Annotated in this window: 16 protein-coding genes; 2 read left to right on the plus strand and 14 right to left on the minus strand. The window is 41.7% G+C overall.

Annotated features, from left to right (window positions below; genetic code table 11):
* Positions 1–21 precede the first annotated feature (21 nt).
* The 10 genes from DWX28_RS04045 to DWX28_RS04090 all read right to left on the minus strand — a co-directional run bounded on the left by DWX28_RS04045 (position 22) and on the right by DWX28_RS04090 (position 15,611).
* Entirely contained in the window at positions 22–663 is a 642-nt protein-coding gene (locus tag DWX28_RS04045; RefSeq protein ID WP_118251923.1) for a hypothetical protein, read from the minus strand.
* Positions 653–2,608 (minus strand): hypothetical protein, encoded by a 1,956-nt coding sequence (locus DWX28_RS04050; RefSeq protein WP_118251924.1) that lies wholly within the window; start codon positions 2,606–2,608, stop codon positions 653–655. Before DWX28_RS04050 ends, DWX28_RS04045 begins: the two co-directional genes overlap by 11 nt.
* 106 nt (positions 2,609–2,714) lie before the next feature.
* Positions 2,715–6,923 (minus strand): tubulin-like doman-containing protein, encoded by a 4,209-nt coding sequence (locus DWX28_RS20320; protein WP_118251925.1) that lies wholly within the window; start codon positions 6,921–6,923, stop codon positions 2,715–2,717.
* Positions 6,924–7,290: 367 nt separating this feature from the next.
* Positions 7,291–9,831, minus strand: a complete 2,541-nt coding sequence (locus DWX28_RS04060; RefSeq protein WP_118251926.1) for a vWA domain-containing protein — start codon at positions 9,829–9,831, stop codon at positions 7,291–7,293.
* Between the two features lie 67 nt (positions 9,832–9,898).
* A complete protein-coding gene (locus DWX28_RS04065; RefSeq protein ID WP_118251927.1) occupies positions 9,899–10,678 on the minus strand; it encodes a hypothetical protein in 780 nt (259 codons plus the stop codon).
* A 14-nt stretch (positions 10,679–10,692) separates the two neighbouring features.
* Positions 10,693–10,902: a hypothetical protein gene (locus DWX28_RS04070; protein WP_118251928.1), complete on the minus strand. Its 210-nt coding sequence runs from the start codon at positions 10,900–10,902 to the stop codon at positions 10,693–10,695.
* Positions 10,903–10,905: 3 nt separating this feature from the next.
* Positions 10,906–11,715, minus strand: a complete 810-nt coding sequence (locus tag DWX28_RS19505) for an HNH/ENDO VII family nuclease (RefSeq protein WP_173902065.1) — start codon at positions 11,713–11,715, stop codon at positions 10,906–10,908.
* A gap of 30 nt (positions 11,716–11,745) precedes the next feature.
* Complete coding sequence (locus DWX28_RS04080) at positions 11,746–12,018, minus strand: hypothetical protein (protein ID WP_118251929.1); 273 nt, start codon at positions 12,016–12,018, stop codon at positions 11,746–11,748.
* A gap of 12 nt (positions 12,019–12,030) precedes the next feature.
* Positions 12,031–12,318, minus strand: a complete 288-nt coding sequence (locus tag DWX28_RS04085; RefSeq protein ID WP_118251930.1) for a hypothetical protein — start codon at positions 12,316–12,318, stop codon at positions 12,031–12,033.
* A gap of 23 nt (positions 12,319–12,341) precedes the next feature.
* Positions 12,342–15,611 carry an FtsK/SpoIIIE domain-containing protein gene (locus tag DWX28_RS04090; protein WP_118251931.1) on the minus strand — a complete coding sequence of 1,090 codons (3,270 nt, stop codon included), beginning with the start codon at positions 15,609–15,611 and terminating at the stop codon, positions 12,342–12,344.
* A 400-nt stretch (positions 15,612–16,011) separates the two neighbouring features.
* On the opposite strand from DWX28_RS04090, the gene DWX28_RS20725 reads away from it, so the two are divergent.
* Entirely contained in the window at positions 16,012–16,332 is a 321-nt protein-coding gene (locus tag DWX28_RS20725) for a helix-turn-helix domain-containing protein (protein WP_373090108.1), read from the plus strand.
* Between the two features lie 301 nt (positions 16,333–16,633).
* On the opposite strand, the gene DWX28_RS04100 is transcribed toward DWX28_RS20725, so the two are convergent.
* From DWX28_RS04100 to DWX28_RS04115, 4 genes are all read right to left on the minus strand, one after another.
* Positions 16,634–19,171, minus strand: coding sequence for an HAD-IC family P-type ATPase (locus DWX28_RS04100; RefSeq protein ID WP_118251933.1), 2,538 nt, complete (start codon positions 19,169–19,171; stop codon positions 16,634–16,636).
* Between the two features lie 110 nt (positions 19,172–19,281).
* Positions 19,282–19,722: a Fe-S cluster assembly scaffold protein NifU gene (nifU, locus tag DWX28_RS04105; RefSeq protein ID WP_022214975.1), complete on the minus strand. Its 441-nt coding sequence runs from the start codon at positions 19,720–19,722 to the stop codon at positions 19,282–19,284.
* A gap of 49 nt (positions 19,723–19,771) precedes the next feature.
* Positions 19,772–20,956 carry a cysteine desulfurase NifS gene (gene nifS / locus DWX28_RS04110; RefSeq protein WP_118251934.1) on the minus strand — a complete coding sequence of 395 codons (1,185 nt, stop codon included), beginning with the start codon at positions 20,954–20,956 and terminating at the stop codon, positions 19,772–19,774.
* 35 nt (positions 20,957–20,991) lie between these two features.
* Positions 20,992–21,426, minus strand: a complete 435-nt coding sequence (locus DWX28_RS04115) for an RrF2 family transcriptional regulator (protein ID WP_118251935.1) — start codon at positions 21,424–21,426, stop codon at positions 20,992–20,994.
* Between the two features lie 125 nt (positions 21,427–21,551).
* Between DWX28_RS04115 and DWX28_RS04120 the strand changes: the two genes are divergently transcribed.
* Positions 21,552–22,889, plus strand: a complete 1,338-nt coding sequence (locus tag DWX28_RS04120) for a polysaccharide biosynthesis protein (RefSeq protein WP_118251974.1) — start codon at positions 21,552–21,554, stop codon at positions 22,887–22,889.
* Positions 22,890–22,971: the final 82 nt, after the last annotated feature.

Genomic DNA, 22,971 nt, shown 5'->3' on the forward strand with positions numbered 1-22,971 from the left:
CGCTTTCTCTCCTTGTTCCTCTTATTTTCTGAACATATCTGCAAATTTTCTAAAAAATCCCCCGCCTCTGGGTTCTTCTTTCCCAACCGAGAGCATAATATTCGGTTCTCTGGACTTTAATACCGGTGGTTCCTGTAAAGCCGGAAAATAAATACCTTTATAACTGTTTTCACCGTAATTTATTTCTCCCGGTATTTCAAATTGAAATATTTTATTTCCATATCTATATTCATAATACAGAATATTTTCCGGTATTTTTTTGTTGCTGTTCATAAGAAGGGTCATTCCTGTAGGTTCCTGTGACCATCTCCATTTTACCTCCCCGGTCCCGCAGCATACTTCGCAGATATATTCCGAATCCTGATACAGGCTGGCAAGATCTTCTCTTGAAGGAGCTCTCTGATCTTCCGACAGAAAAACCAGAAAACGGATTTTTCGTATCTCCTGCATAGGAATATTATTGTATTGAAATGCCACCTGTATATGATTATCTATACACTGTGCATACGAAAACATCCTTGGATTGTTTAGCTCATCTTCTTTGTATATCCAGATGAAATGAACTCTGGAATCATTTCCGGCAGAATCCCAGGAAAATTGAAATCTTGTAAAATCCGCCTGCATCTGTATTCCTCTTAATCCTTTCAGCGGTTTATAATTCAACTTTCTCACTCTCCTGTTCTTTTGTTATAATCTGTCCTTCTGTCATTCTGTCAGAAACCCTTACAATTTCCAGACGATCATCCAGTGGGCACTCTTTAAATGCGATCTGATAGTGCCCCTCCTGCTCCCGTATTCTTCTGCACAGGTAATTGTCCCTGTTTCCCATAACATACAGTTTCTGTTCTTTGTTCTGATCTACGCTTCCGATCATACGGAGAGGATACCGCCAACTCTGCTCCAGCTTTGTGAGCAGCTGTTCCATATCAGATGCTGCCAGATTCGTCAGATTCTTTTTCATGTAAGCTTCCCGGCTTTCAATACTTCCGGAAACAATCTTGCTGTAATTTTCCAGAAGATTTCCGCTCATAGTTCCGGTATGATTCTCGTTTGACTGGAACATCCTGCACAAGATTGTCTGATAATCTTTGTAAACTTCTTTTACTTTCGTCGGTACAGTGTTCTTATAGTCCTGAAACCAGTGTTCTGCCTCATCCTGTGCATTTGAAATATGACCACCACCGGTATTCAGCAATAATTCTGTCTGTTGCAGACGTTTTATCTCTCGCTGCATCGCATCTTCCATCTTTTGAAAAATATCCTGCAGAAATTCTTTATTCTGACGAAATGCTCTTACATAAATACCTTCTGGTTTCATTGCCTCCTCAACCATCTTTTGTGGAAAGACTCTGAGTTCATTGATCAGCCAGGCCTCACAGCTCTTTCTCATGTCATTTATAAACTTGTTCTGTGGACTATTTATATTCAGCTTCGGTACTTTATCTATAATTTTTTCCCGGTTCTCTTCAATTTTGTCCAGACTCTCCATAGATCCTGCCAAATGCAAAAAAAATTCTTCCAGAAATGATTTCCACCATTTCTTTAATAATTGCTCTCTCTCCTCCGAAAGAGGTTCAAAATAATATTTCTGGCAGAATTTTCTTAACATCTGCTCATACATTCTGTTATCTGCAAGCGGTATATTGCTGTAAATAGACTCTGTCAGAACTGTATAATTCTGATCATGAGCGACTTTATCCAGTTGTTCCTTCCATTCTTTCCCTTCAAAAAAAGAATGTTCCAGATTGTCGAACAGTTTCTGCTGCGGAAACAGACCATTCTGGAAGCATCTGTGGACTGCCAGCAGACGGTTCAGCATCAATGATTTCACTGGTTCGCAGATGGAAACTGCTCTCGCAGAAAAGAAATATTCCTTTTCATATTCCTGAACCGGCATCATAATTGATGCCAGAGTATCTTCATTTTCACAGCTTGTATTTCTGAATACGGTAAGCATCACTATAATTTTGGCTGCCTGCTCTATGGAAATTGCCTGCCCTATTTCATTCACATCAGAAATTACACATGCCGGACAACAGCAGTCCAGAAAAGCCTTTCTGCCTTCTTCCATGATTCTTTCCATAAACTGAACAGAAAACTGAATCTGATTTCTTGTCATATCAATGTCTTCATCGCTTGTCAGAACAAAAGGACTCCATTCAATGTAACGATGTCTCTTTTTCATTTCTTCCTGCACATAAACAGCTGCCTGTATAAAATGCTCTGCATTTTCTTTCTGTTCAAAACAGCCTTTAAGAAGGATCGGGCAGACCATCAGATGATCCATATCTACCCCAAGATAATTTGTTGATGCACATTCTATTCCTTCATAGATTTTGTGATAAATATCTTTATCTGTTATATCGGATGGATCACTGTGTATGATCCAGATGGAGCGTCTGTCTTCAACAATGCTCTGAATTTCTGATTTTAAATACTGCACTATCTGATTATCGTTGCCAACAATCCACAAAAAAACAAGTTTTCGCATAAAAACATAGTTTTTCTTACTGAATGGATGCTGTGCTTCTGCAGATTCAAGAATCAGATCTAATTTTTCTTTAACTTCTGTTCTGTTTCTTCCTGTCTGTGCATTGTTACTGCCCATGAAAGTTTCCTCCCAAATTGTTTCTGAAAACGAAGCATAACGCTGTGTTCTATGACAGCGTTATGCTTCACCGGTGTTACCTTCCGGTATTTAAAATATATTTTTTTTACTGCTGGTTATTCTCATCGCCGCCTGGCATTCCCGGATAACCTCCCTGCACTGGCTGCTGACTCGGCATTCCCGGATAGCCTCCCTGCACTGGCTGCTGACCCGGCATTCCCGGATAGCCTCCCTGCACTGGCTGCTGACCCGGCATTCCCGGATAGCTTCCCTGAGTCGGCTGCTGACCCGGCATTCCCGGATAGCCTCCCTGCACTGGCTGCTGACCCGGCATTCCCGGGTAGCCTCCCTGCACTGGCTGCTGACCCGGCATTCCCGGATAGCCTCCCTGAGTCGTCTGCTGATATGGATTGTAATAAATCATCTGATTTATCTGTGTATCAAATACTGGCTGTCCTGGCTGTGGATTCTCAATTGGCTGCCATGTCTGCGGATTCAGATATCTCGGTGCTTTCGGTGCCTCCGGTATATATGCGATCATCTGTCCCAGCTTTGTATCAAACACCTGCTGACCCGGCTGTGGATTCTCAATTGGCTGCCATGTCTGCGGATTCAGATATCTCGGTGCCTCCGGTGTATATGCAATCATCTGTCCCAGCTTTGTATCAAACACCTGCTGACCCGGCTGTGGATTCTCAATTGGCTGCCATGTCTGTGGATTCAGATATCTCGGTGCTTTCGGTGCCTCCGGTGTATATGTGACCATTTGACTCAGTTTTGTGTCAAATACCTGCTGACCCGGCTGTGGATTCTCAATTGGCTGCCATGTCTGTGGATTTAAGTATCTTGGTGGAGTTTGCGGTTCTGGTGCCGGAGTTGGAGCTGGTGATGGAGCTGGAGTTGGTGCTGGGTCCGGTTCTGGTGTTGGAACTGGGTCTGGTTCTGGGTCTATGTCTATAGGAAGCATACGTTTTAATTCTTCAATGCAGCCCTGATAAAATTCAATTTTCTCAAGGAATGCCGGTCTTTCTTCCTTTCCGGCGTTGTACATCTCATTGCGAGCCTTTTCTGTCTGTTTCTCGTAGGTCTGAATATATTTTCGAATTTCCTCAATATATTCCTCCAGTGCACTCGGACTCATTTCAATACGTTTCTTAAGGTTGTCATACTGGAGTTCAATTTCTTCCTTCATATCTTTATTCAGACTTCTGCAAAAACTCTGATAAATCTGATATTCTTTATAATCCGGATGCATTTCATGGCCTTCTGTCAGTTTGACCGGAAACGGATCTGTATCTGTTTTCTTATAAGAAGTATCTCCCGTATACTTATTTACCCGGATCATATGATTCATATTTGCCATTGAGAAATATTTCGGATAATGCAATTCTTCCTCAATTGTCTCAATTCTGTCTGCCAGCTCGCTTTCTTTTTCCAGAATATCCAGGATAAGTGGAAAACGAAGCATATTTTCTTTTACGTTCTGCATTTCTCCATCTGGCTTGCCTATCATATAAGTACCACAGGTAAATAATTTTATGCCGTTTTTGTCATCCCACAGTTTTGACTTAATTTTTTCAAACTGCTCCATCTTTTCAAGAATTGTAGGAGCTGTCAGATTTGCTCTGCTCACTTTTTTTGCAACTTCTGGATTTGATCTTCTCAGGAAGAAACAGTCTGTTCTTCTGTCAATGATCTTATTTGCGTAACATTTGTCAAACAGGGCTTTGTATTTCTCATTTCTTTCTTTTGTTCTTCGACATTCATACGGATATTTCCAGGCCAACTGGATGCATGGAGACGGCAGCTGATCTCTCCATTCCGGTTTCAGATGTTTTCCGCTGGTAGTACTCTGATTTCCCATTTGTTTTTCATATTCTTTTTCCATTTCCTGAAGGTAATCATTAGAGTATAATGGATAGCCGCTTGTAATCTTGATGATATACATACGACTTTCTTCCTTGCTCTTCTTTACCTTTATCTTGTCAAGGTTTTTGGATTCAATATGCTCTTTTACTACTTTATAGATTATCGGACAGTTGCTCGGCACGGAAATCATGGAAAACTCTGCTACTTCACCTAAAATTCCGGTGGATTCTTTATACATTGGATAAGAGGATTTCAAAAGATCCTCTACGCGGTTCCTTATGTAATTTTCCAGACTTTCTCCATTTTTCAGTTTGCTGTTCATGACAGATTGCATGTTTATTGTCAGCAACGCCTGGAAGTTTTCGGATACAAAGTTAGAAATAAACCCGGAAATATCCATACCCGTCCCAATATTTGCATCAACACCATCAATATCTCTGCCTATCCATTTGCGAATATTTGTAGAAAGACTTTCCAGGAAATTATTCTCAGCCTGTACCACTGCTGCTTCAAACATATTCTTTCTGGTCTGTTCAAACTCGAGTGGATTGATCAGAATATCTGTGCCTTCATCCACTTTACTGGAATTTACTCTGATATATTCCACATTTCTGTCAAAAATATCCGGCAATTCCATCAAAATATCTGTCAGCGGTTTTAAGATATTGTTATAGTACAGTTCTAATCTGCTTTGTACAGTCTCCAATACTTCTACAATCTTCTCATTCAGGAATCCATGTTCCTCATTTCTGTACCAGGCATTTAACGCCTTCAAATATCTCTCTACAGCCTTAGTTTTACTATCCCAGGCTCCCAGATTGCTTCCTGCCGCAAAAGCCTGATTCATGTTATCCCGCAGCTCTTTTGATTTTGACGCACACTGTGTCTGCAGCTCGGAACAATATTTACGAAATCCCTCGAGCATATGATACAAACAATAATTTTGCTGTGATTTCATGTAATATCTGAGGTAAACTGGTCCTGTCTTCTTATCTTTGAGATTTCGTTTTATAAATTCTTTTAATTTTCCCTCTAAGTACGCCGGAAGATTTGCTGCCTGTGGCACAACAGATCTCTGGAACATAGCAATCCAGTTGTGGACTGCCTGATATGGGGCATTGTTTGGCCAAATATCTGCATATTTATAATTTTTTACTTCAAGAAGAGGTCTCTGAGCAGTCACATTTTTATAAAGCGTGCTTCGAATACACTCTTCCGTCATCTCAAGATCCTTAAATACACTTACATTAAACTGATTTTCTGTCGGTCTGTTTTTGAACATTCCCTCATTAAGCCGCTGAAATACTCTGGCAGCAACCAATGTTGAAATTTCAGTATATGGAATTTCTATTTTGGAGGCTCCCAGTGAAAGAAACTTGTAGCCTGCCGGATATTTTGCAGATGCAGTAAGTGTTGTAATATATCCCTGAATATTATCATACAGAGAAGCCATCGTGCTTGTGGAAGTATCGCCGCCTGCCTCGCCTGCAATATAGGCAAATACATTTTCTGCTACAGATCTTAAAATTTTGTCATAGTTGAAATTATGTCCGCCAACATCAGATGCATCCAGCAAATGACAGAAATCAAATGGGCAATCGTGCTCATTTAATTCAAAACCATTTGGAAATTTCTGATAATAGCGATCTTCATGCTCTCCTGAATTCATCCAGTAATCCAGTTCTTTCAGACAGGAAAATCCATTGGTTCTCAAAGCCTCTTTTTTACCGCCATTCAGTTCATTCACATCTGTCATTAACAGATATCCCATAATATTTACATTTGGATTTTTGGCTTTGGCTATCTTTCTCAGAATATATGCCATATCCAGAAATGTACCTGCACCAGTTCCGCCTGAGATACCTGAAAATACATAAACCAGCAATCTCTCAATATCCGGGTTATTCTGAGTCAGAAGATCAATCTTTCCTGAAACAGAATTAATCACCTTTGCAATATTGTTCATCAGAAGCATTCTACCAATCTGGCGTATTCCACCGGCTCCTTTGGAACCTGCAACCTGATTTACATCATCATCAAACCACTGCCAGCATTCCTCACCTGCGGCTTTTGCTTTTTTGATGTCTGCGATTACATCTGGTGTTGATTTTACTGAAATATCACAGAATTCTTTTCCAAACTGATCAAAATGAGCAGTTCCATAAGTGGCTGCCTGACCACTGTTGTCTGTATCGATTTCCAAATATCCAATATTTTTTGGCTGATCTGCAACCGGAGCACCTGTCTTATCTGCCGGAAGGATCATTCTGGTTTTTACCTGATCTTTAATACGAAGCAGAGCATCCGCGCCACTTCCTCCAAGACCAACAAACAAAACCGCTGTCCGTTCGTCAGCCTCTACTCGTGCCCCTCCATAATAGATGCCACCATTTTTTGAAAGACTTAATGACTTTTCTAATAAGCTTACCTTTACTTCTTCTGCCATGTCCTTACTTTCCTTTCTTGTCTTTTTATCGTAATTGTAATTATTTTTTTATTTTCCAGATCTGTCTGTTCCGATATCATCATCGAACAGGATATCTTTGCGCTCTGGCTGCAAATCAATTCCAACTGAAACAGCTGTTGCTTTTATTTCTTCAATTCTTCTTTTCAAGAAATTTTTGTGACATCATAGAGTTTCCCCACAGATGCAGGAACATACAATATAACAGCCTTCCTATCGTAACTATAGTTCCTGGAACTATATATCAAAGATGCTTCTTTCAATAAACTTTGAAGTAGATTTTCTGTATCCTTTTCAGGCGATGTTTGCTTCATATTCTGATTAGAGTCTCCCTTTAGGGAGGGGGATTTTAGATGAATCCCCCGAAACCATTATCAGAACTGTTGCCACCGAAATCGAAGTTATTGTTTTCTCCGGCATTATCGTTTGCACTGCCGAAGTCATCCTGTGATGGATTTCCAAAATCATTCGGATTTCCCGCCATATTTCCTGTGCCAAAATCATCTGCACTGTTGTTTCCTGGCTGACCTCCATCAAATCCACCCATGTTGCTGCCTCCTGGCTGACTTCCATAAGATCCTCCGGCACCGCCGAATGGATTTCCGGAATTTCCGGTGTTTCCACCAAATGGATCACCAAAATTGCCTACACCACCGCCACCAAACGGGCTTCCAAAATTATCATTTCCAAATGGATTATCACTTGGGGAATTATCCCACGGATTAGGATATGGTTCAGGATTGCCATCCCATCCACCTTCTCCGCCAAGCTGTAATGTTACTGTACTGATTGAATTTCCATCTGTTGAGAATTGAATCGCAATTCTGTCTCCCTTGTTCATTGGGTAAGAAATTCCTTTTGCATTATCCACATTCTGGTTGTTGATCATGATCATTCCCGGTGTTTTCGGTAAGATTTTTACTGTAACTGTGCCTCCTTTGCATGCAACCAGTTTGATCTTATTTACAAGTGTTGTCAGTCCTGCCTGCATGATCGGATTTCCCAGGGTGCTCTGTGCAAATGTATCACCCTGAATCAGTTTTCCGAGAATTACCTCTGATTTCTTAGCTGGCATTGCCAGTGTTGCCGGTGACGGTGTAAGATTTGCAAGCATCGGCGGTAAAGAAAGTTCTACGGTTACCGAATCCTTAAGCACCGGTTTTGTTGCTTTCATAATACCCGCAATCAGTGCCACAATCACTGCCAGAATAGCAAATGCGACAATAAACCATATCCAGGACGATTTTACAGTGACGAATACCGTAAGCTCTGCACTCTGACCATATGCATCAGAAAAAATCAACTTCAGATATCCTGTGCCGGTTCTCAGTGGCGTGATATTAAGCATTCCTGTGTCTTTGTTGTAATCTGCTGTTACAATATTATTTCCATTATCCTCTATACTGCAGTTCAGTTCTGCAAGAGACTCGCTCTTTACATGCTGGCTGATATCAACCGAGGCCTTTGTTTTGATTGGATTGCACCACATGCTGACATCTGGTCTTCCAGATACGGTCAGTTTGGCTCTTCCTATGGATAACTGATACTGTGCAGCTTCTTTCGAGAAGCTTCCATCTTTGCCTTCCAGATGTGCTGTCACATAGTAGTTTCCTGATTTTTCAAGATTCGTTTTACAAATGAAGACATGTTTTTCTTCATTGTAAGTCATCGGAAGATTCTCTCCGACAATATTTCCCTTGTTATCCATAATAGTACAGATTGCCATAGCTCCCGAAAGCAGGTTTGAATCTGTGATATTTTCATCTCCACGTACAAGCTTTCCGTAAATATTGATATCATTTCCTGCAATCGGATCCCTGCTGTTGAGAAGTTTAAAAGAAATATCATATGTAGTCAGAAGGTTTACCTGTACTGCATCGTCGGCTTCACCCTTTACACTGACTTTCCATGCTCCCTGTACAGGATACATGATTTTGAGGATCGTATACGTCGATACTTTATTCTCATCCGAAGTATCCGTCGAAACAATCACTCCATGGTCTGCATCCAGAGGAACCACCGCTCCGGTTGGATCTATAAGCTGCGGATCACTTACGCCTTTATCTGTAAGAATAACAATATTGGCCATCAGTACACTGCCATTGTCAATCACAAAATCTGTTACAAATCTTCCATCTATATACGCTGGATTCAGACCTGTCAGATCACCATCTGCAACATTTCCAAAAATATCTGTCATATATTTGTTGAAATCTGTTGCGGTAGTGATATTATAAAAGGCTCCACCTGTCTGATTGGCAATATTCTGCATGTAATCTACATCCAGTTTTCCATCATAGTTAAGGCCAATAGAATAAATCGGAACACCAAGAGAAGCTGCCTCACTAAGAGTTCCTGTCAATTCTGCATTGGATTCCTCTACGGTTCTCGGTCCATTTGGAAGGTCTGTGTTTCCATCACTGAGAAGAATAATCATAGGATTTCTGTCTCCATTGAAGGAATCACCCTCTTTTAACAGATTTAAAGCCTGTGTCAGTCCCAGAGAAATATCTGTATCCCAGCTTCCTTTTACAGAATCCTGCAGTCCTGACAGGCGGTCTCTGAATGAAGCTTTACTGTCTTCTGTAGACAGGTCTGTCAGTCCCTGGCTATCCATAATAATATTAGTGAACTGCACAAATCCAGCTCTTGATGTGTTAGAATATGTCATTTCCGTGAACAGCCGTCCTGCTGTCAGCCTCAATTTCAACGCATCTGACTTTTTCATGGAGCCACTTCCATCAATGGCAAAAATAACATCAAAACTCATGTTATCCGCAGTCGTCTGCTGCGCCACTTCTTCACCTTCTGCCCAAACTGCACTTACTGACATACAGATAAGCATCACTGCTGCCAGTAAAACAGTCAGAATTTTTTTCATGTGTCTCATACTCTTTTCCCCTTTTTTGTAAATTTTATATTGAAACCTCTGTACAGAGGAATTTCGTTATTATATTTTATCTTCTCCAACCCGGCAAAAACATTTTGATAAGCACAGCCGCTATGATTACTGTAAAAATTACCGACTGATAGGTTTTTACCACTCCGAAAATCCCAATTACCAGAACACAGATTATACCAATAACCACATAGGTAATCAGAACCCCTGCTGCAAAACTTAATACTGCCATTAAACAGTATTTCTGAATGGTATCCATATCTCCTCCGGTTTTGCGCTGATACAGCACCAGTGCCGCAATTCCAACAGCCCCCGGAAGTATTCCATCAAAGGAAAGTCTCGCACATCCTTCACCTGCCACCTGTGAAATATTCTCGTAAATAAAAATCAGGAGATATCTGTTCAGCAGATTTTTCATAATAAAAAGCATCAAAACGCCTATAACCACAAGAATTATCAATTGTGTTACTCCTGACGTTGATCCTGATGTCGAAACCGGCGGCTTCGAAAAGTCCGGAATATCTGGATTATTAACAGGCGGAATCCCCGTATCCTGTTTCTTTTCCGGGACAATGTCCATATCCGGTCCATAAAAGGTATATCCGACAAATTTGCCTTTTTCATCTGTCAGTAATTCAATTGGTCTCTCAAATCCTGTAGAACCATTTCTGGTTATCAGGTTATAAATTTCTGCTTTTTTGGTCTCTGATTTATCTCTCAGCAGCTTTGCCCATAAGTTTCTTTCACCGGCAATAAGATATCTGATACCATCTATATCCTTTTTTCTGGTTTTATCTACCAGCTGATATTGTCGGTAATTTCCCTGAACTACTTTCATTCGTCTTTCCCCACTTATTCCGGTCTTGTGTCTGCCAGAATACTTTCTGCGTTTGTAAAAAACTTCTCTGTTTCTTCCAGTGCTGTTTCCAGTTCATCCAGTGCTTTCAGCATTTCTGTCAGTGCAACATCCTCAAACTTCTTACCCACACCGTCTGTCCAATTGCACTTGTCAAAATCATCTTTTACTTTTTTTCTCACATAATAAGAAACTGTTGTGTCCATATCTTATTTTCTCATTTCTTTCCTCAGTGTCTGTGCCCGCCGCTTCCAGTATGCACTTCGGAGCATCTGAAAGCTGGAACGGTTAATTCCAGATGGTATATCTGACGTATTAATATGTAATGTTTTATGATTCTCTCTGTGCATGCTCCCTGAAATTTCTACGACACTGCCGCTCTCGGACTGAATCAGATGGTGCAGTTCTATCGGATCACCATCGTATCCTATCGGGGCTCTTCCCTTTTCCATTCGCTTCAGATTATCTTCTGTTGGTGCATAAGCACTTCCACTGCAGTAAAATGTAGTTCCTCGAAACTGCATTACTCCGTATTTTCCCGGTGTTCCACTATATCCACATTCCCTCATTCTGGTCATTACATTATATTCTTCTACCATCTTGAGATAGGCATTCAGAATTCTTTTGGATTTTGTAAATGAACGTCCAGTTCTCCTTTGTGCGTTTGTAAGCAGATCCACATAGTCAGGAATTTTTTTTATGATGGATATGATTTCTTCATCCTGTATATCCAGCTTTCTTATCCTGGCTTTGGCTTCTTCTATTTTTTTCCTGTAATCTTCCTGTTTTTTCGGATCCTGCTCAGATTCGCTTTCATCTGCATAAAAACGAATCTGATCTTCCCACTCTGATCTCTTATCTGCAATAGAAGACCGTTTCTGGTTCAGCCGCTGCAGCAGAGATTCCAGTGCATCTTTTGCACCTTTGACAGCTTCATCAACGTATTCCTTATTCTCATTTAATGAAACCACATAATTCCAGACTGCATCCGGATCTGACTTTAAAACTCCATCACTCATTTTGTATCAGCCTGCTATCTGTATGTATTTTCAGGGTTTCCCATGTGACTCAAGAAATTCTGCATATTCCTCAAGAGCCCCACTCACATCCTCCAGAGGTTCTTTGCCCAGTTCTACTACTTTCTTTGTATACTCTACAATCTCTTTTGCCTGCTCATAGAGTTTATCAGACTCAGCACCTTCAATCGTTGACAACAGTGTACTTCCTCTGTTATTGTTTTCTGAAATTGCATCCATGCACATCTTTGTGATTTTCGCCAGGCTTCTTACTTCTGAAGCATTTCCAAATACCTTTCCAGCCATGTCAATTCTCTCCTATCTGATTCGACCTTCTATACGTTCTTTTTCATCAAGTTCTCTTTGAGCTCTCTTTTTCAGTTCCAAAATCCGTTCCTCACCTGTTTGTGTGGCTTTATACAATGCATCTGCAATCATTTCAAGCTTCACAGAAGACTTGGTTGCCATTTCCGTTCCTTTAAGAGTTTCTGTTACACTTGATGCAGCAACCTTTAATCTTTGTGCGTTTTGATGCAGAATTTCCAGATATTCTTTTTCGAATTTATCACAAAAGTTGATGACGGTCTCAAGATCAATATCTACCATTTTGTTTCCCCTTCCTCTTCTGTTTATAATTTGTATGGAACGAATCGGTTTCCGGATCTTCCATTATGATAGTATGCAAGCTGTCCGGAAAGTTCTCTTATCAGTCTTGGCTGATCAAGAAATTCTCCCGCTTCATAATCACTCATCGGAAATGCAATTTTGTGATTGAAATCCAGTGTCTTTACTTCTCTGAAATCTCTCAGTGCAGAAGCTGAATCGTAGATCACCAGATTAAATACATTACATGTAGGTCCCAGATGTATAATTCTGGCTATATCATTTCTGGCATCATATAAATAAGAGGTCTGTGCTTCTTTCCCGGTTTCCGGCTCTTCTTCATTAATATCTTCTTCTCCAAACAGATCCATATCACCAAACAGAGCACTGAATTCGTCCAGTGCCGGGTCATTAAAATCTGTTTTTTCTGATTCTTCCTCAGAAACGCTCTCCGATACTTCCGACTGCGTTGCTTTCTCTTCTGCTTTTTTTAGTACAGGTGTTCTTTTGTTTCTTTCATCTGCCAGAATGTCTGCCATAGAATCCAGCCCAAGCCATACGATCAGTTGTTTTCTGGTATTACTCCTGTCTTTTATGATTTCTAATGTTTCAACGATTTTGTAACAGATATCTTCCAGATCATCATGCACCCTTATCTCCGGATAATTTTTTCCAAATTCCAGAATTTCCGGTTTGTATTCACGATATACACTTGCATAACTGTCTGCCATAATATCAACTGAAAAGTCGGACTGTCGTGCGAAGCTTGAAATAATTGCTCTCAGAATACGCATCTGCTGTTCTTCCGTTCCAGAAGCACACATGATATTATTTCCCTTCCGCTGAAGCAGTGGAAAATGAAGTGCAAATCCGAGATTCACAGGTCGTCCCAGATAAATATGAATATCTTTGCTGCCATCTCTGTGAGAAATCACATTTTCCTTCTCCCACTGATCGATCTCTTCGATTTTCATAGGATCCACAACACGATCATCAAAAACATCTGGCACATAGTCCTCTGCATGATAAATTGTTCTTGCCTTCTCATTCACATTATAACGACACGTTCCATTAATATAAATTGCCATGGCACGTTCGATTGTCGGAACCTCTTCACGATCTTCATTTTCCTGAATCGTCTGGACCGCAACCTCTCCGACTTTCATATGTATGAAAGAACGAATTTTATCTGCTTCTTTTTCATTCAGAGTTTCTTCTAGTTCATCCTTGTAATTAGAGAGTGCGATTCTAGCTTTTATCTGTTTCTTTCCCTTATCCGAAAGTCCTCTCAGGCCATCTACGATTGCCTGATCTGAAAGCAGCAGGATAATTCCAAGAGCTCTCGCCTCTGACAGAATATTCTCCAGCTTTGTCTTGTATTCTGTTTCCAGCTGTGCATGCTGACTCATCACATGAAATTCATCTACAATGATGAGCAGTCTTGTCATGGAGTTCTTGCCATATACTTTCCTGTAATCACCAAATGAAGTAATATTGCTTTTACCGCCTCCGGCTTTGTAATCGTAATCTGCCTGTGCAATGATTGTCTGTCTGCGGTTCATCTCGTCTATGATCTTATCCAGAAAAGCGTATGAAAAATCAGATGTCTTTGACAATCCAATAAACCGTATATGTGGAGGTGTATTGGTCTTGTAAGAATAAAATTCTGTAATCTTATAGTCAGACAGCCAGATTTCCACGTCTTCCGGAGTATAATTCATCACAATAGAACTGATCAGCATATGTAAAAGCGAACTCTTACCAGATCCGGTACCACCGCAGATCAGACCATGCGCATTCAATGCCTGTCCAAGTGAATATGAAATAATATCTCCTCTCTGGTTGATTGCAAATGGAATATGAAGACCATTTGTGGAATCCATCTGTCCGAAAGGAGCATTTATGTCAAAAATACGCTGAAATTCATTGTCCAGCTTCTTTTCTGCCACAAGCTGCTCTACGATATTTTCGATAAATTCCAGATGAGAACCACCGGTCTGCCAGTGTCGGAAATCACTTTCGACTCCCCTCACACATGTTGACGAAATATCTGTCCCTACATCAATCCGAAAAAGATTCTGTATTGCCTCTGCTGAAAAACAGCTCTCAAGATCTTGTCTTCTGCTGTGTGTGGATTCGTTTTCCCAACGGTCTACATTATTTAATATAACTACAAAGACACCCAGATTTCTTCCATTTTCGATCAGATACTGGATATTCTTAAAATCACTGTCAGAATATCCTTCGTGAAGATTCTGCACGATTATCATCTGATATGGAATCCATGCGTCCATTCCCTGTTCCGCATTGTATTCCGTTACAGTTGTATAGGCGGCCTTTTCATTAATAACCGCTGTCATCCTCTGCACCAGTGCTGTCAGTCCCCGGCTGATATCCTCACTTTTAAGGTAAGACTGTGCAAGATGATAGGAACCACCTGTTACCTTTCTGTTCAGCATAACAATATCGTTCTTTTTTACCTGCTGTAAACGGATAAAATCTCTGAAATCATTTCCGGATGTAACTGCATCCATAAAATGAAATTCCATATAGTACTGCGGTATACTGCGCAATGTCTGATAAATGATTGACTGAAGGATCTGTCTTGCCCTGTCTGTGGTCCTTGTTCCATAGTCAATGCGAAGCTGTATCGGTGCTGACAATAAAAATCCCCACGGTACAGCAATTTTCTCACCATCCCTGCACAGATTAAATAAAATCTTTCCATCACCAGACAGTTCCCGCTGTTCTTCTTCTGTCATAAAAGGTTTCAGGAGATCTCCCAGAAAAATTCTTGGATTCTCGAGAGTTTCTGGTATAACATAACTGGTCCAGTCAGAATCACTGGTACATCCTCCATAACACATGGCACTTTTATATGCCTGTGTATATTCCTCGGATATCTGCTGAAGCTTATACCAGATTGTATCAGCCTCACTTCGACATTCCCGAATCTGGTCTTCCATAAAGTTAAGAAGCCCCGTCAGTTTCCCCATTAACTCCCGGTAAACCTCTCTCTGACTTTTCCCAAATCCAAGCATACTCTTAATAAGAGGCCATAAGCCCGCACTGTTCGCCAGTTCGAGCCTCAACTGTGTCAGTTCCTGTTCTGTATAAACTCTGGCCTCACTGTCCCCGACATTTCCATATCTGTTTCCAAAACGTGCAAAAAGTTCTGCTTTCTGATGGTTATAGATTTCTCTTTCATCAAACAATTCCGTTGCATTTCTCTTTATTGTACGATAATTTCTTATTAATTCTTGAATTTTCTGATAATTATTGTTAAAGTCAAACATTTCTCTTTTTCACTCCTTATTTGTAAAAGGATTTTTGTAATACAATTCGGAAGACGCATTGCCCGATTTCGATCTTTTGGACAAGCAATAGATATGTTTCTCTTTTTTGTTTATTATACAATTTTAGTGTGTTGAAATCAACCTTATAGTAACTATTTTATATTACTATTAGTAATATTATTAAACAAACATGACATTTCATTTTTTTGATTAAATAAAAAGACTTCTGATATATTACTTATACTTTGAATTTTTTCCACTAATTCAACTATTGGTAATTTTTTTCTATTACCAACGGTAAGTTGTTTGTCAATTATATTCCTTTTACAATATTAAGAATAATCATCTTATAATTATTTCAAAGGAGGGATTCCTGCTGAAAAAAGACTTAAACGTTCAAATTGGGCAGCGGGTCAGATTCGCACGAAAACAGGCTCATCTTTCCCGGGAAGCCCTTGCCGAAAAGCTGGACATATCCACTCTTTTTCTTGGGTATATTGAATGCGGTCAAAAAGGGATGTCTTTATCCACACTCCAGAAACTCTGCCAAGTTTTGGGAGTGTCTTCCGATTTTATTCTTATGGGTATTGATGATGATTCTGTCCATAAAAATAATTTTATGTTGCTTATGGATTCTGTCGATCCCAAGTATCATCCACTGCTTGAATCTAATCTGCGATGTACGATTGATGCAATCAATGAAACAAAAAAAATGAAGTGATACATTAAATAGAAACAGCTTTTTACTTTCGGCATCTTTTTTTGTATCGGGTCTGTTTTCATGGATTTCAACTGGGTTTCCGCAAAATACAATTGTAGAAACCCAGATTAAATTCCAGTAATCGTCTTTCGTCCTATCTTCCTCAAAAATCCCTCTGTTCTTTCCACCTCCTTTTCTTTGATATTCAGCATCTTAGCATAGGTTTTACACAAATTTGTTTTTTCAAAAGCTATTCTGCCGAAATTTTGCAAAAAAAACAGCATCCTAGCTTCACGCTGCAATGCTGTTTTCTTACTTATCGTTATTTATTTTTTTTACTGAGTTTATTCACAAATCCTGTAAACTTTCCTGGTTTTTCCTTATCCAGAGACTTTGCATAAATCCCTTTGAGCCAACTTGTGATCACATCGATCAGAACCGGTGCAAATGTCATCAGGATAAATACCAGTATGATCAGTCCGAAGTCCAGGGAACCAAGGGCCAGCAGTTTCTGAAACATGACTGCCGCGGCAAAAAAAATAAACTGCATTCCATAAATGATTACCTTACGGTAGGTATTCAATGGTGCATAAACCGTTTTTAATGCTGCCATATAGTTCCATCCTGTGACCAGTACACAGGCCGTACTCAGCATGGCATTGGAATGATATACATTCTGGCAGACAAGCATGATCGCAAATACACAGGATGAAATAGTGATTGCTGCCGGAAATGCATTCAGGAACACATGCCGGAGAAACGTATGATCGATCTTGTCATAATTGTTTTCCTGTGCAAGAAGAAAGGTTGGAATTCCGACTGCACAGGCACTGATCAGTGACATCTGGATCGGTTCGAACGGATACGTGTTTCCAAAAAAGATTGTCAGAAGCGACAGCATGACAGAAAACATAGTCTTGATCAGAAACATAGATGCCGCTGTACGGATATTGTTCACGACTCTTCGTCCCTGATTCACGATATGTGGCATGGAGGCAAAATTCGAATCCAGAAGAACTACGTTGGCAATGTTCTTTGCCGCATCACTTCCCTGTGCCATGGCAATACTGCAGTCTGCTTCTTTGAGAGCAAGAACATCGTTGACACCATCTCCTGTCATGGCAACGGTATGTCCCTGTTTCTGAAGAGCCTGTACCATTTCTTTTTTCTGCTGCGGTGTCACTCGGCCAAAAACACTGTATTTCGAAACAGCCTCTTCTAAATCTTCCTCTGTTTCCAGTGTTGTCGCATCCACATAGCTTTCTGCATTCTTAAGACCTGCCCGCTTCGCGATTGCAGAAACGGTGACAGGATCATCTCCCGAGATCACCTTGAGGTCAACTTCCTGGCTGTCAAAGAATTTCAGTGTATCCGGAGCTTCTTCTCTGATCACATCTGTCAGAAGAAGAAGTGCCACCGGTTCAAGATCAGCCGGAAGTTCTGTACCTTCTGCCATCTGACTGCTGTGTGCCAGTGTAAGAACTCGAAGTCCTTCCTGTGCATATTTCTGGCAGACTTCCAGGATTTCTTCTCTTCCCTCCGGAAAAAGGAACTGTGCCGCTCCCATAAGATAAGTTCCTCTGTCCACAAATACAGCTCCACTGTATTTTCTGTCGGAAGAAAACGGAATAATATGCTCCGGCGTCATAGATGTTTTGGTTGGAAAGCGTTTACGCAGGGCATCAATCGTTGCATTCTGATCTTTAAGAACATACATGAGATTTCCCATCATGTCCTCAATTTCATGAATATCCTGCAGAACTGCCGTTTCGTCTGTGATTTCTGCCTGATCCGCTTCCGTTTGCGAACCGGTATCTGGATTCTGTGTTTCAGCATTCTCCGGCTGTATTTCCTGATCCTGGAGCATTCCGCCTTCGTCTGGCTCTTCTTTGTCTTCTGTCAGATTTCTGAGAAGACTCTCACTCCACGGCTCCACACGCCCTACACACATGGTTCCTTCAGTGATTGTTCCGGTCTTGTCCAGACAGAGTGTATCAACTCTTGCCAGAGTCTCAATACAGTATAACTCCTGTACAAGAGTCTTCTTATTGGCCAGAACCAGTGCTCCCAGTGTCAATGCCACACTGGTGAGGAGTACCAGACCTTCGGGAATCATTCCCAGAACACCTGCGACCATACTCACAACAGAAGCCTTGAACGTATTTTCTACAATATAGTACTGTTTATAAAACAGCAGTGCGCCCAGCGGAACGATGATGATACTGATCACTTTCAGGATCGCATTCAGGGAATTCTTAAGTTCTGAGTTATGACGCTTGAATTCCTTCGCTTCGCTGGTGATCTGTGCTGCATAGTTATCCTTGCCAACATGAATGATCTGACAGCAGGCTTCTCCTGATGTCACGAAGCTTCCGGAAAAAAGCTCATCACCCACGTTCTTTGGAAGGTTGTCGGATTCACCGGTCAGGAGAGATTCATTGACCTCTACACTGCCCTCCAGCACCTTCGCATCCGCCGGAACCTGATCTCCGGTCTTGAGACAGACCAGATCATCAAGTACCAGGTCTTCGGTAGGAACGGTCCATTTCTTTCCTTCCCGGATGACGATGGATTTCTTCGCTGTCAGGATAGCCAGCTTGTCAATCGTCTTTTTCGCACGGATCTCCTGTGCGATTCCGATCAGAGTATTGATGATGATGATCCCTACAAAAAACGCGTTCTTGTAAGAGCCAACCATCAGTACCAGGATAAGGAGCACCAGATTCAGGAAGTTGAAGAAAGTCAGGGTGTTTTCTCTGACGATCTGCTTGTAAGTCCTGGTATTCGGATTCTCGTCCGCATTGACCTTACCCTGCTCGATCCGTTCATTTACCTGTTCGTCTGTAAGTCCTGTCAACATTTCACCTCACAATTTACTGATCACTTTGTTCACAGTCAATTTCCTGCAAACAGTGATTTCTATTTTACCGTCGATGTTTCGATGTTTCTCCCCTCACAGCCGCTTTTTAATTAATATTCTTCTTCCTCTTCGCCTTCGCTGATGTCTGACTTCGGTTTGTCCAGTCCTTCGATCACGATATTATGTTTCTGTGCGTAGTCCCACAGAGCTGCATGGATTGCTTCTTCTGCAAGAAGGGAGCAGTGTACTTTGACCGGCGGAAGTCCGTCAAGTGCTTCCATAACGGCTTTGTTTGTGATCTGCATTGCTTCTTCGATCGTTTTTCCCTTAACCATCTCTGTTGCCATGCTGCTTGTTGCAACTGCTGCACCACAGCCGAATGTTTTGAATTTACATTCTTTGATGATATGTGTTTCGTCATCAATGTCAAGGAACATTCTCATGATATCACCGCATTTTGCGTTACCAACTGTTCCTACACCGCTTGCGTCCTCAATTTCTCCTACATTCCTTGGATGCTGAAAATGATCCATAACTTTTTCACTGTACATAATATTTATTCCTCCTGTTTTCGTCTTTTATCCGATTATTGTCTTATTATTACTGCTGATGTTTTTTCATGAAATCTTCATACAGAGGAGACATGCTTCTCAGATATGGCACGATTTCTTTCAGTTTGTCTACTGTGAAGTCAATGTCTTCCTTAGTTGTCTCTTCACTTAAGGTAAGTCTCAGAGAACCATGAGCAACTTCATGAGGCACGCCGATAGCAAGAAGTACATGGGACGGATCCAGGGAACCTGATGTGCAGGCAGATCCGCTTGATGCACAGATGCCGTTCTGGTCGAGCATCAGAAGCATGGATTCTCCCTCGATGAACTGGAAGCTTACGTTTACGTTGTTCGGAAGACGTTTCACTCTGTCACCGTTCAGTCTGGAGTATGGGATCTCTGTTGTAAGACGGTTAATCAAATAATCTCTCAGTTCGATCTCCTTCTCTGTACGCTCTTTCATGTTTTTCATTGCACGCTCTGCTGCTGCGCCGTATCCTACGATTCCAGGAACATTTTCTGTACCTGCACGACGTTTACGCTCCTGTGCGCCGCCATGTACGAAGGATCTGATCTTAACGCCCTTACGGATGTAGAGGAAACCGATTCCCTTCGGTCCATTGATCTTGTGTCCGCTGGAGCTTAACATATCGATGTTGCATTCATCTACATCGATCGGAACCTGACAGAATGCCTGAACTGCATCTGTGTGGAACAGGATGCCGTGTTCTTTGGCGATACGTCCGATTTCTTTGATCGGCTGGATGGAACCGATCTCGTTGTTTGCAAACATAACGGAGATCAGGATGGTCTCTGGTGTGATCGCTTTCTCCAGTTCATCAAGGCGGACGATACCGTTCTCATCTACATCGAGGTATGTGATCTTTGCGCCTCTTTTTTCGAGGTATTCACATGTATGAAGGATCGCATGATGCTCGATCTTGGTTGTGATGATGTGGTTTCCTTTGGATTTGTATGCTTCAAAAGTAGCTTTGAGTGCCCAGTTGTCAGCCTCGCTTCCGCCTGCTGTGAAGTAGATTTCTTCTTTCTTTGCGTTCAGAACATCTGCGATCTGCTGTCTTCCTTTGTTCACTGCTTCTTTGCTTTTCTGTGCAAAATCATAGATGCTTGACGGGTTTCCGTAGTATTCTGTAAAATATGGCAGCATTGCCTCAACAACTTCCGGAGCAGTCTTTGTTGTAGCTGCGTTGTCCAGATAGATTAATTTACTCATGTTTTTTTCCTCCTGCTTAAAAATAAAAATGAATTTTACATTTTTTCTTTTTGTTTTTTCCGGCTTTCCTCGATCAACTGATCCAGCATCATGGTGTCTACCGCCTGTGTGATACTGTCGTTGATTCGTTTCCACACATATTTCGTGACGCAGATATCATGGTTCTCACAGGTACTCTCATCTTCCATCCCGGAACACTGTGCCGCTTCCAGGCTTCCTTCTAGAACCCTCAGGACATCTCCCACGGAAATCTCCTCTGCCGGTCGACCCAGACGATAACCGCCGCCCGCACCTCTGGTGCTCTCTACCAGACCTGCTTTCTTGAGCTTCGCCATGAGCTGTTCCAGATAACTGTCTGAAATATTCTGTCGGCCTGCAATGCTCTGAATGGAGACGGCTTCTGTTTCACAATGCAGACCCAGGTCGATCAGTGCTTTAAGACCGTATCTTGCTCTTGTTGACAGTTTCATCCACTCACCTCTTTAATTCCTAGTGTTTTCGTCGGATTTATTTCAAGACTTACTTTAACAGAATACATTTGTTCTGTCAAGGAGATTTCGTGCATATACTGACAAAAAAGCACCAGGTGCTTTCTATGTCAAAAAAAGCTTTTTTTAAGGGGACTTTTCTTCTCACATGCGCCGGTCTTTTGAGCCGCGTGATCGGCTTTTTTTATAGGATATTCCTGTCTCATGCGATTGGTGCAGAGGGGATCGGCCTGTTCCAGCTTGCCATTCCGCTTCAGACACTTCTGCTTGCCGTCACTGCCTCTGGAATACAGACCGCCCTTTCACGGCTGGTCGCCGCTCATCTCGCAACAGGTGAGGACAAAAAAGCCCGGGACTTTTTCTGTCTGGGGACTTTTTTTGCCTTTGCACTTTCCTGTGCAGCCTCTGCCCTGCTTTATCTGCGGGCAGATTTTTTTGCTGTGCAGATCTTAAAGGAAGCACGCACGGAGGAACTTGTTCGGATCCTTTCTTTCAGTATTCCCTTTGCCACGCTCCATTCCTGCACCAACAGTTATTATTTTGCCCGTAAAAAAACGGAATTTCCTTCCGGATTACAGCTTATTGAGCAGATCGTACGCGTCGGTTCTTCGTATCTTCTGTATCTTGTCTGTATTTCTGAAGGTACGCCTGTGACTGCCGTGATTGCTGCTGGCGGCACACTGGTCTCGGAACTCGTTGTAGCTGTTCTGGCTCTGCTTATGATCTCTCTGCATTTTCAGAAATATGCGCATAAAATTTTTCACATTGAACTGCCTTTTGCCTGTCTGACGGAAATCTGCCGGACTGCTTTCCCTGTGACGCTGAACCGCCTGCTGCTTTCTGTACTCGCCGGTATCGAGGTCGTTCTGATCCCGCAGCGACTTCGGATGTATGGGCTTTCCGTTTCGGAATCACTCAGTATCTACGGGATTTTTACAGGACTGGCGCTTCCGTGCATTCTTTTTCCGGCTACGATCACAAACTCTGCTTCCATGATGCTCATGCCTTCTGTTGCAGAGATGCAGGCGCTTGGATATCGGAAACGTATCCGGTATGTTACCTGGCAGACGATCCGTGCAAGCCTTTTGCTTGGATTTCTGTGCGCGTTTGGTTTTTACTGCATCGGTCCGTTTATGGGGACAGTATTGTTTCACAGTCCGACTGCCGGGACTTACATACAGACGCTTTCTTTCGTCTGCCCGTTTCTTTATCTGAACACAACGCTTACGAGTATCCTACATGGGCTTGGTCAGACAGGACGAAGTCTTGTACACAGTGCTCTGGGGATCCTTGTCCGGATCCTTTTTGTAGTATTCGCGATTCCGCTTGCCGGAATCCGCGGTTATCTATATGGAATCCTTTTCAGCGAGATTCTTTCCAGCAGCCTTCATATTTATGCACTTATGCATAATTCCATTGCATTACCTATCGACAAGAAGTTTTGAATCGTTTATAATAGTTAATTGACAACTGTTCAGTAGGTAGTATCCCGCGAGGCGTTTTGGCATGTTTTTTGCCAAAATCCCG

Origin of the sequence: Blautia sp. AF19-10LB (assembly GCF_003461245.1) — a bacterium.
GTDB classification, from domain to species: domain Bacteria; phylum Bacillota; class Clostridia; order Lachnospirales; family Lachnospiraceae; genus Blautia_A; species Blautia_A intestinihominis.

Bases quoted from the DNA above. Each gene is read 5' to 3' on its own strand.
- DWX28_RS04050 (WP_118251924.1), bottom strand. From the start codon at position 2,608: ATGGGCAGTAACAATGCACAGACAGGAAGAAACAGAACAGAAGTTAAA.
- DWX28_RS20320 (WP_118251925.1), bottom strand. From the start codon at position 6,923: ATGGCAGAAGAAGTAAAGGTAAGCTTATTAGAAAAGTCATTAAGTCTT.
- DWX28_RS04060 (WP_118251926.1), bottom strand. From the start codon at position 9,831: ATGAGACACATGAAAAAAATTCTGACTGTTTTACTGGCAGCAGTGATG.
- DWX28_RS04065 (WP_118251927.1), bottom strand. From the start codon at position 10,678: ATGAAAGTAGTTCAGGGAAATTACCGACAATATCAGCTGGTAGATAAA.
- DWX28_RS04070 (WP_118251928.1), bottom strand. From the start codon at position 10,902: ATGGACACAACAGTTTCTTATTATGTGAGAAAAAAAGTAAAAGATGAT.
- DWX28_RS19505 (WP_173902065.1), bottom strand. From the start codon at position 11,715: ATGAGTGATGGAGTTTTAAAGTCAGATCCGGATGCAGTCTGGAATTAT.
- DWX28_RS04080 (WP_118251929.1), bottom strand. From the start codon at position 12,018: ATGGCTGGAAAGGTATTTGGAAATGCTTCAGAAGTAAGAAGCCTGGCG.
- DWX28_RS04085 (WP_118251930.1), bottom strand. From the start codon at position 12,318: ATGGTAGATATTGATCTTGAGACCGTCATCAACTTTTGTGATAAATTC.
- DWX28_RS04090 (WP_118251931.1), bottom strand. From the start codon at position 15,611: ATGTTTGACTTTAACAATAATTATCAGAAAATTCAAGAATTAATAAGA.
- DWX28_RS04100 (WP_118251933.1), bottom strand. From the start codon at position 19,171: ATGTTGACAGGACTTACAGACGAACAGGTAAATGAACGGATCGAGCAG.
- nifU (WP_022214975.1), bottom strand. From the start codon at position 19,722: ATGTACAGTGAAAAAGTTATGGATCATTTTCAGCATCCAAGGAATGTA.
- nifS (WP_118251934.1), bottom strand. From the start codon at position 20,956: ATGAGTAAATTAATCTATCTGGACAACGCAGCTACAACAAAGACTGCT.
- DWX28_RS04115 (WP_118251935.1), bottom strand. From the start codon at position 21,426: ATGAAACTGTCAACAAGAGCAAGATACGGTCTTAAAGCACTGATCGAC.
- DWX28_RS04120 (WP_118251974.1), top strand. From the start codon at position 21,552: ATGTCAAAAAAAGCTTTTTTTAAGGGGACTTTTCTTCTCACATGCGCC.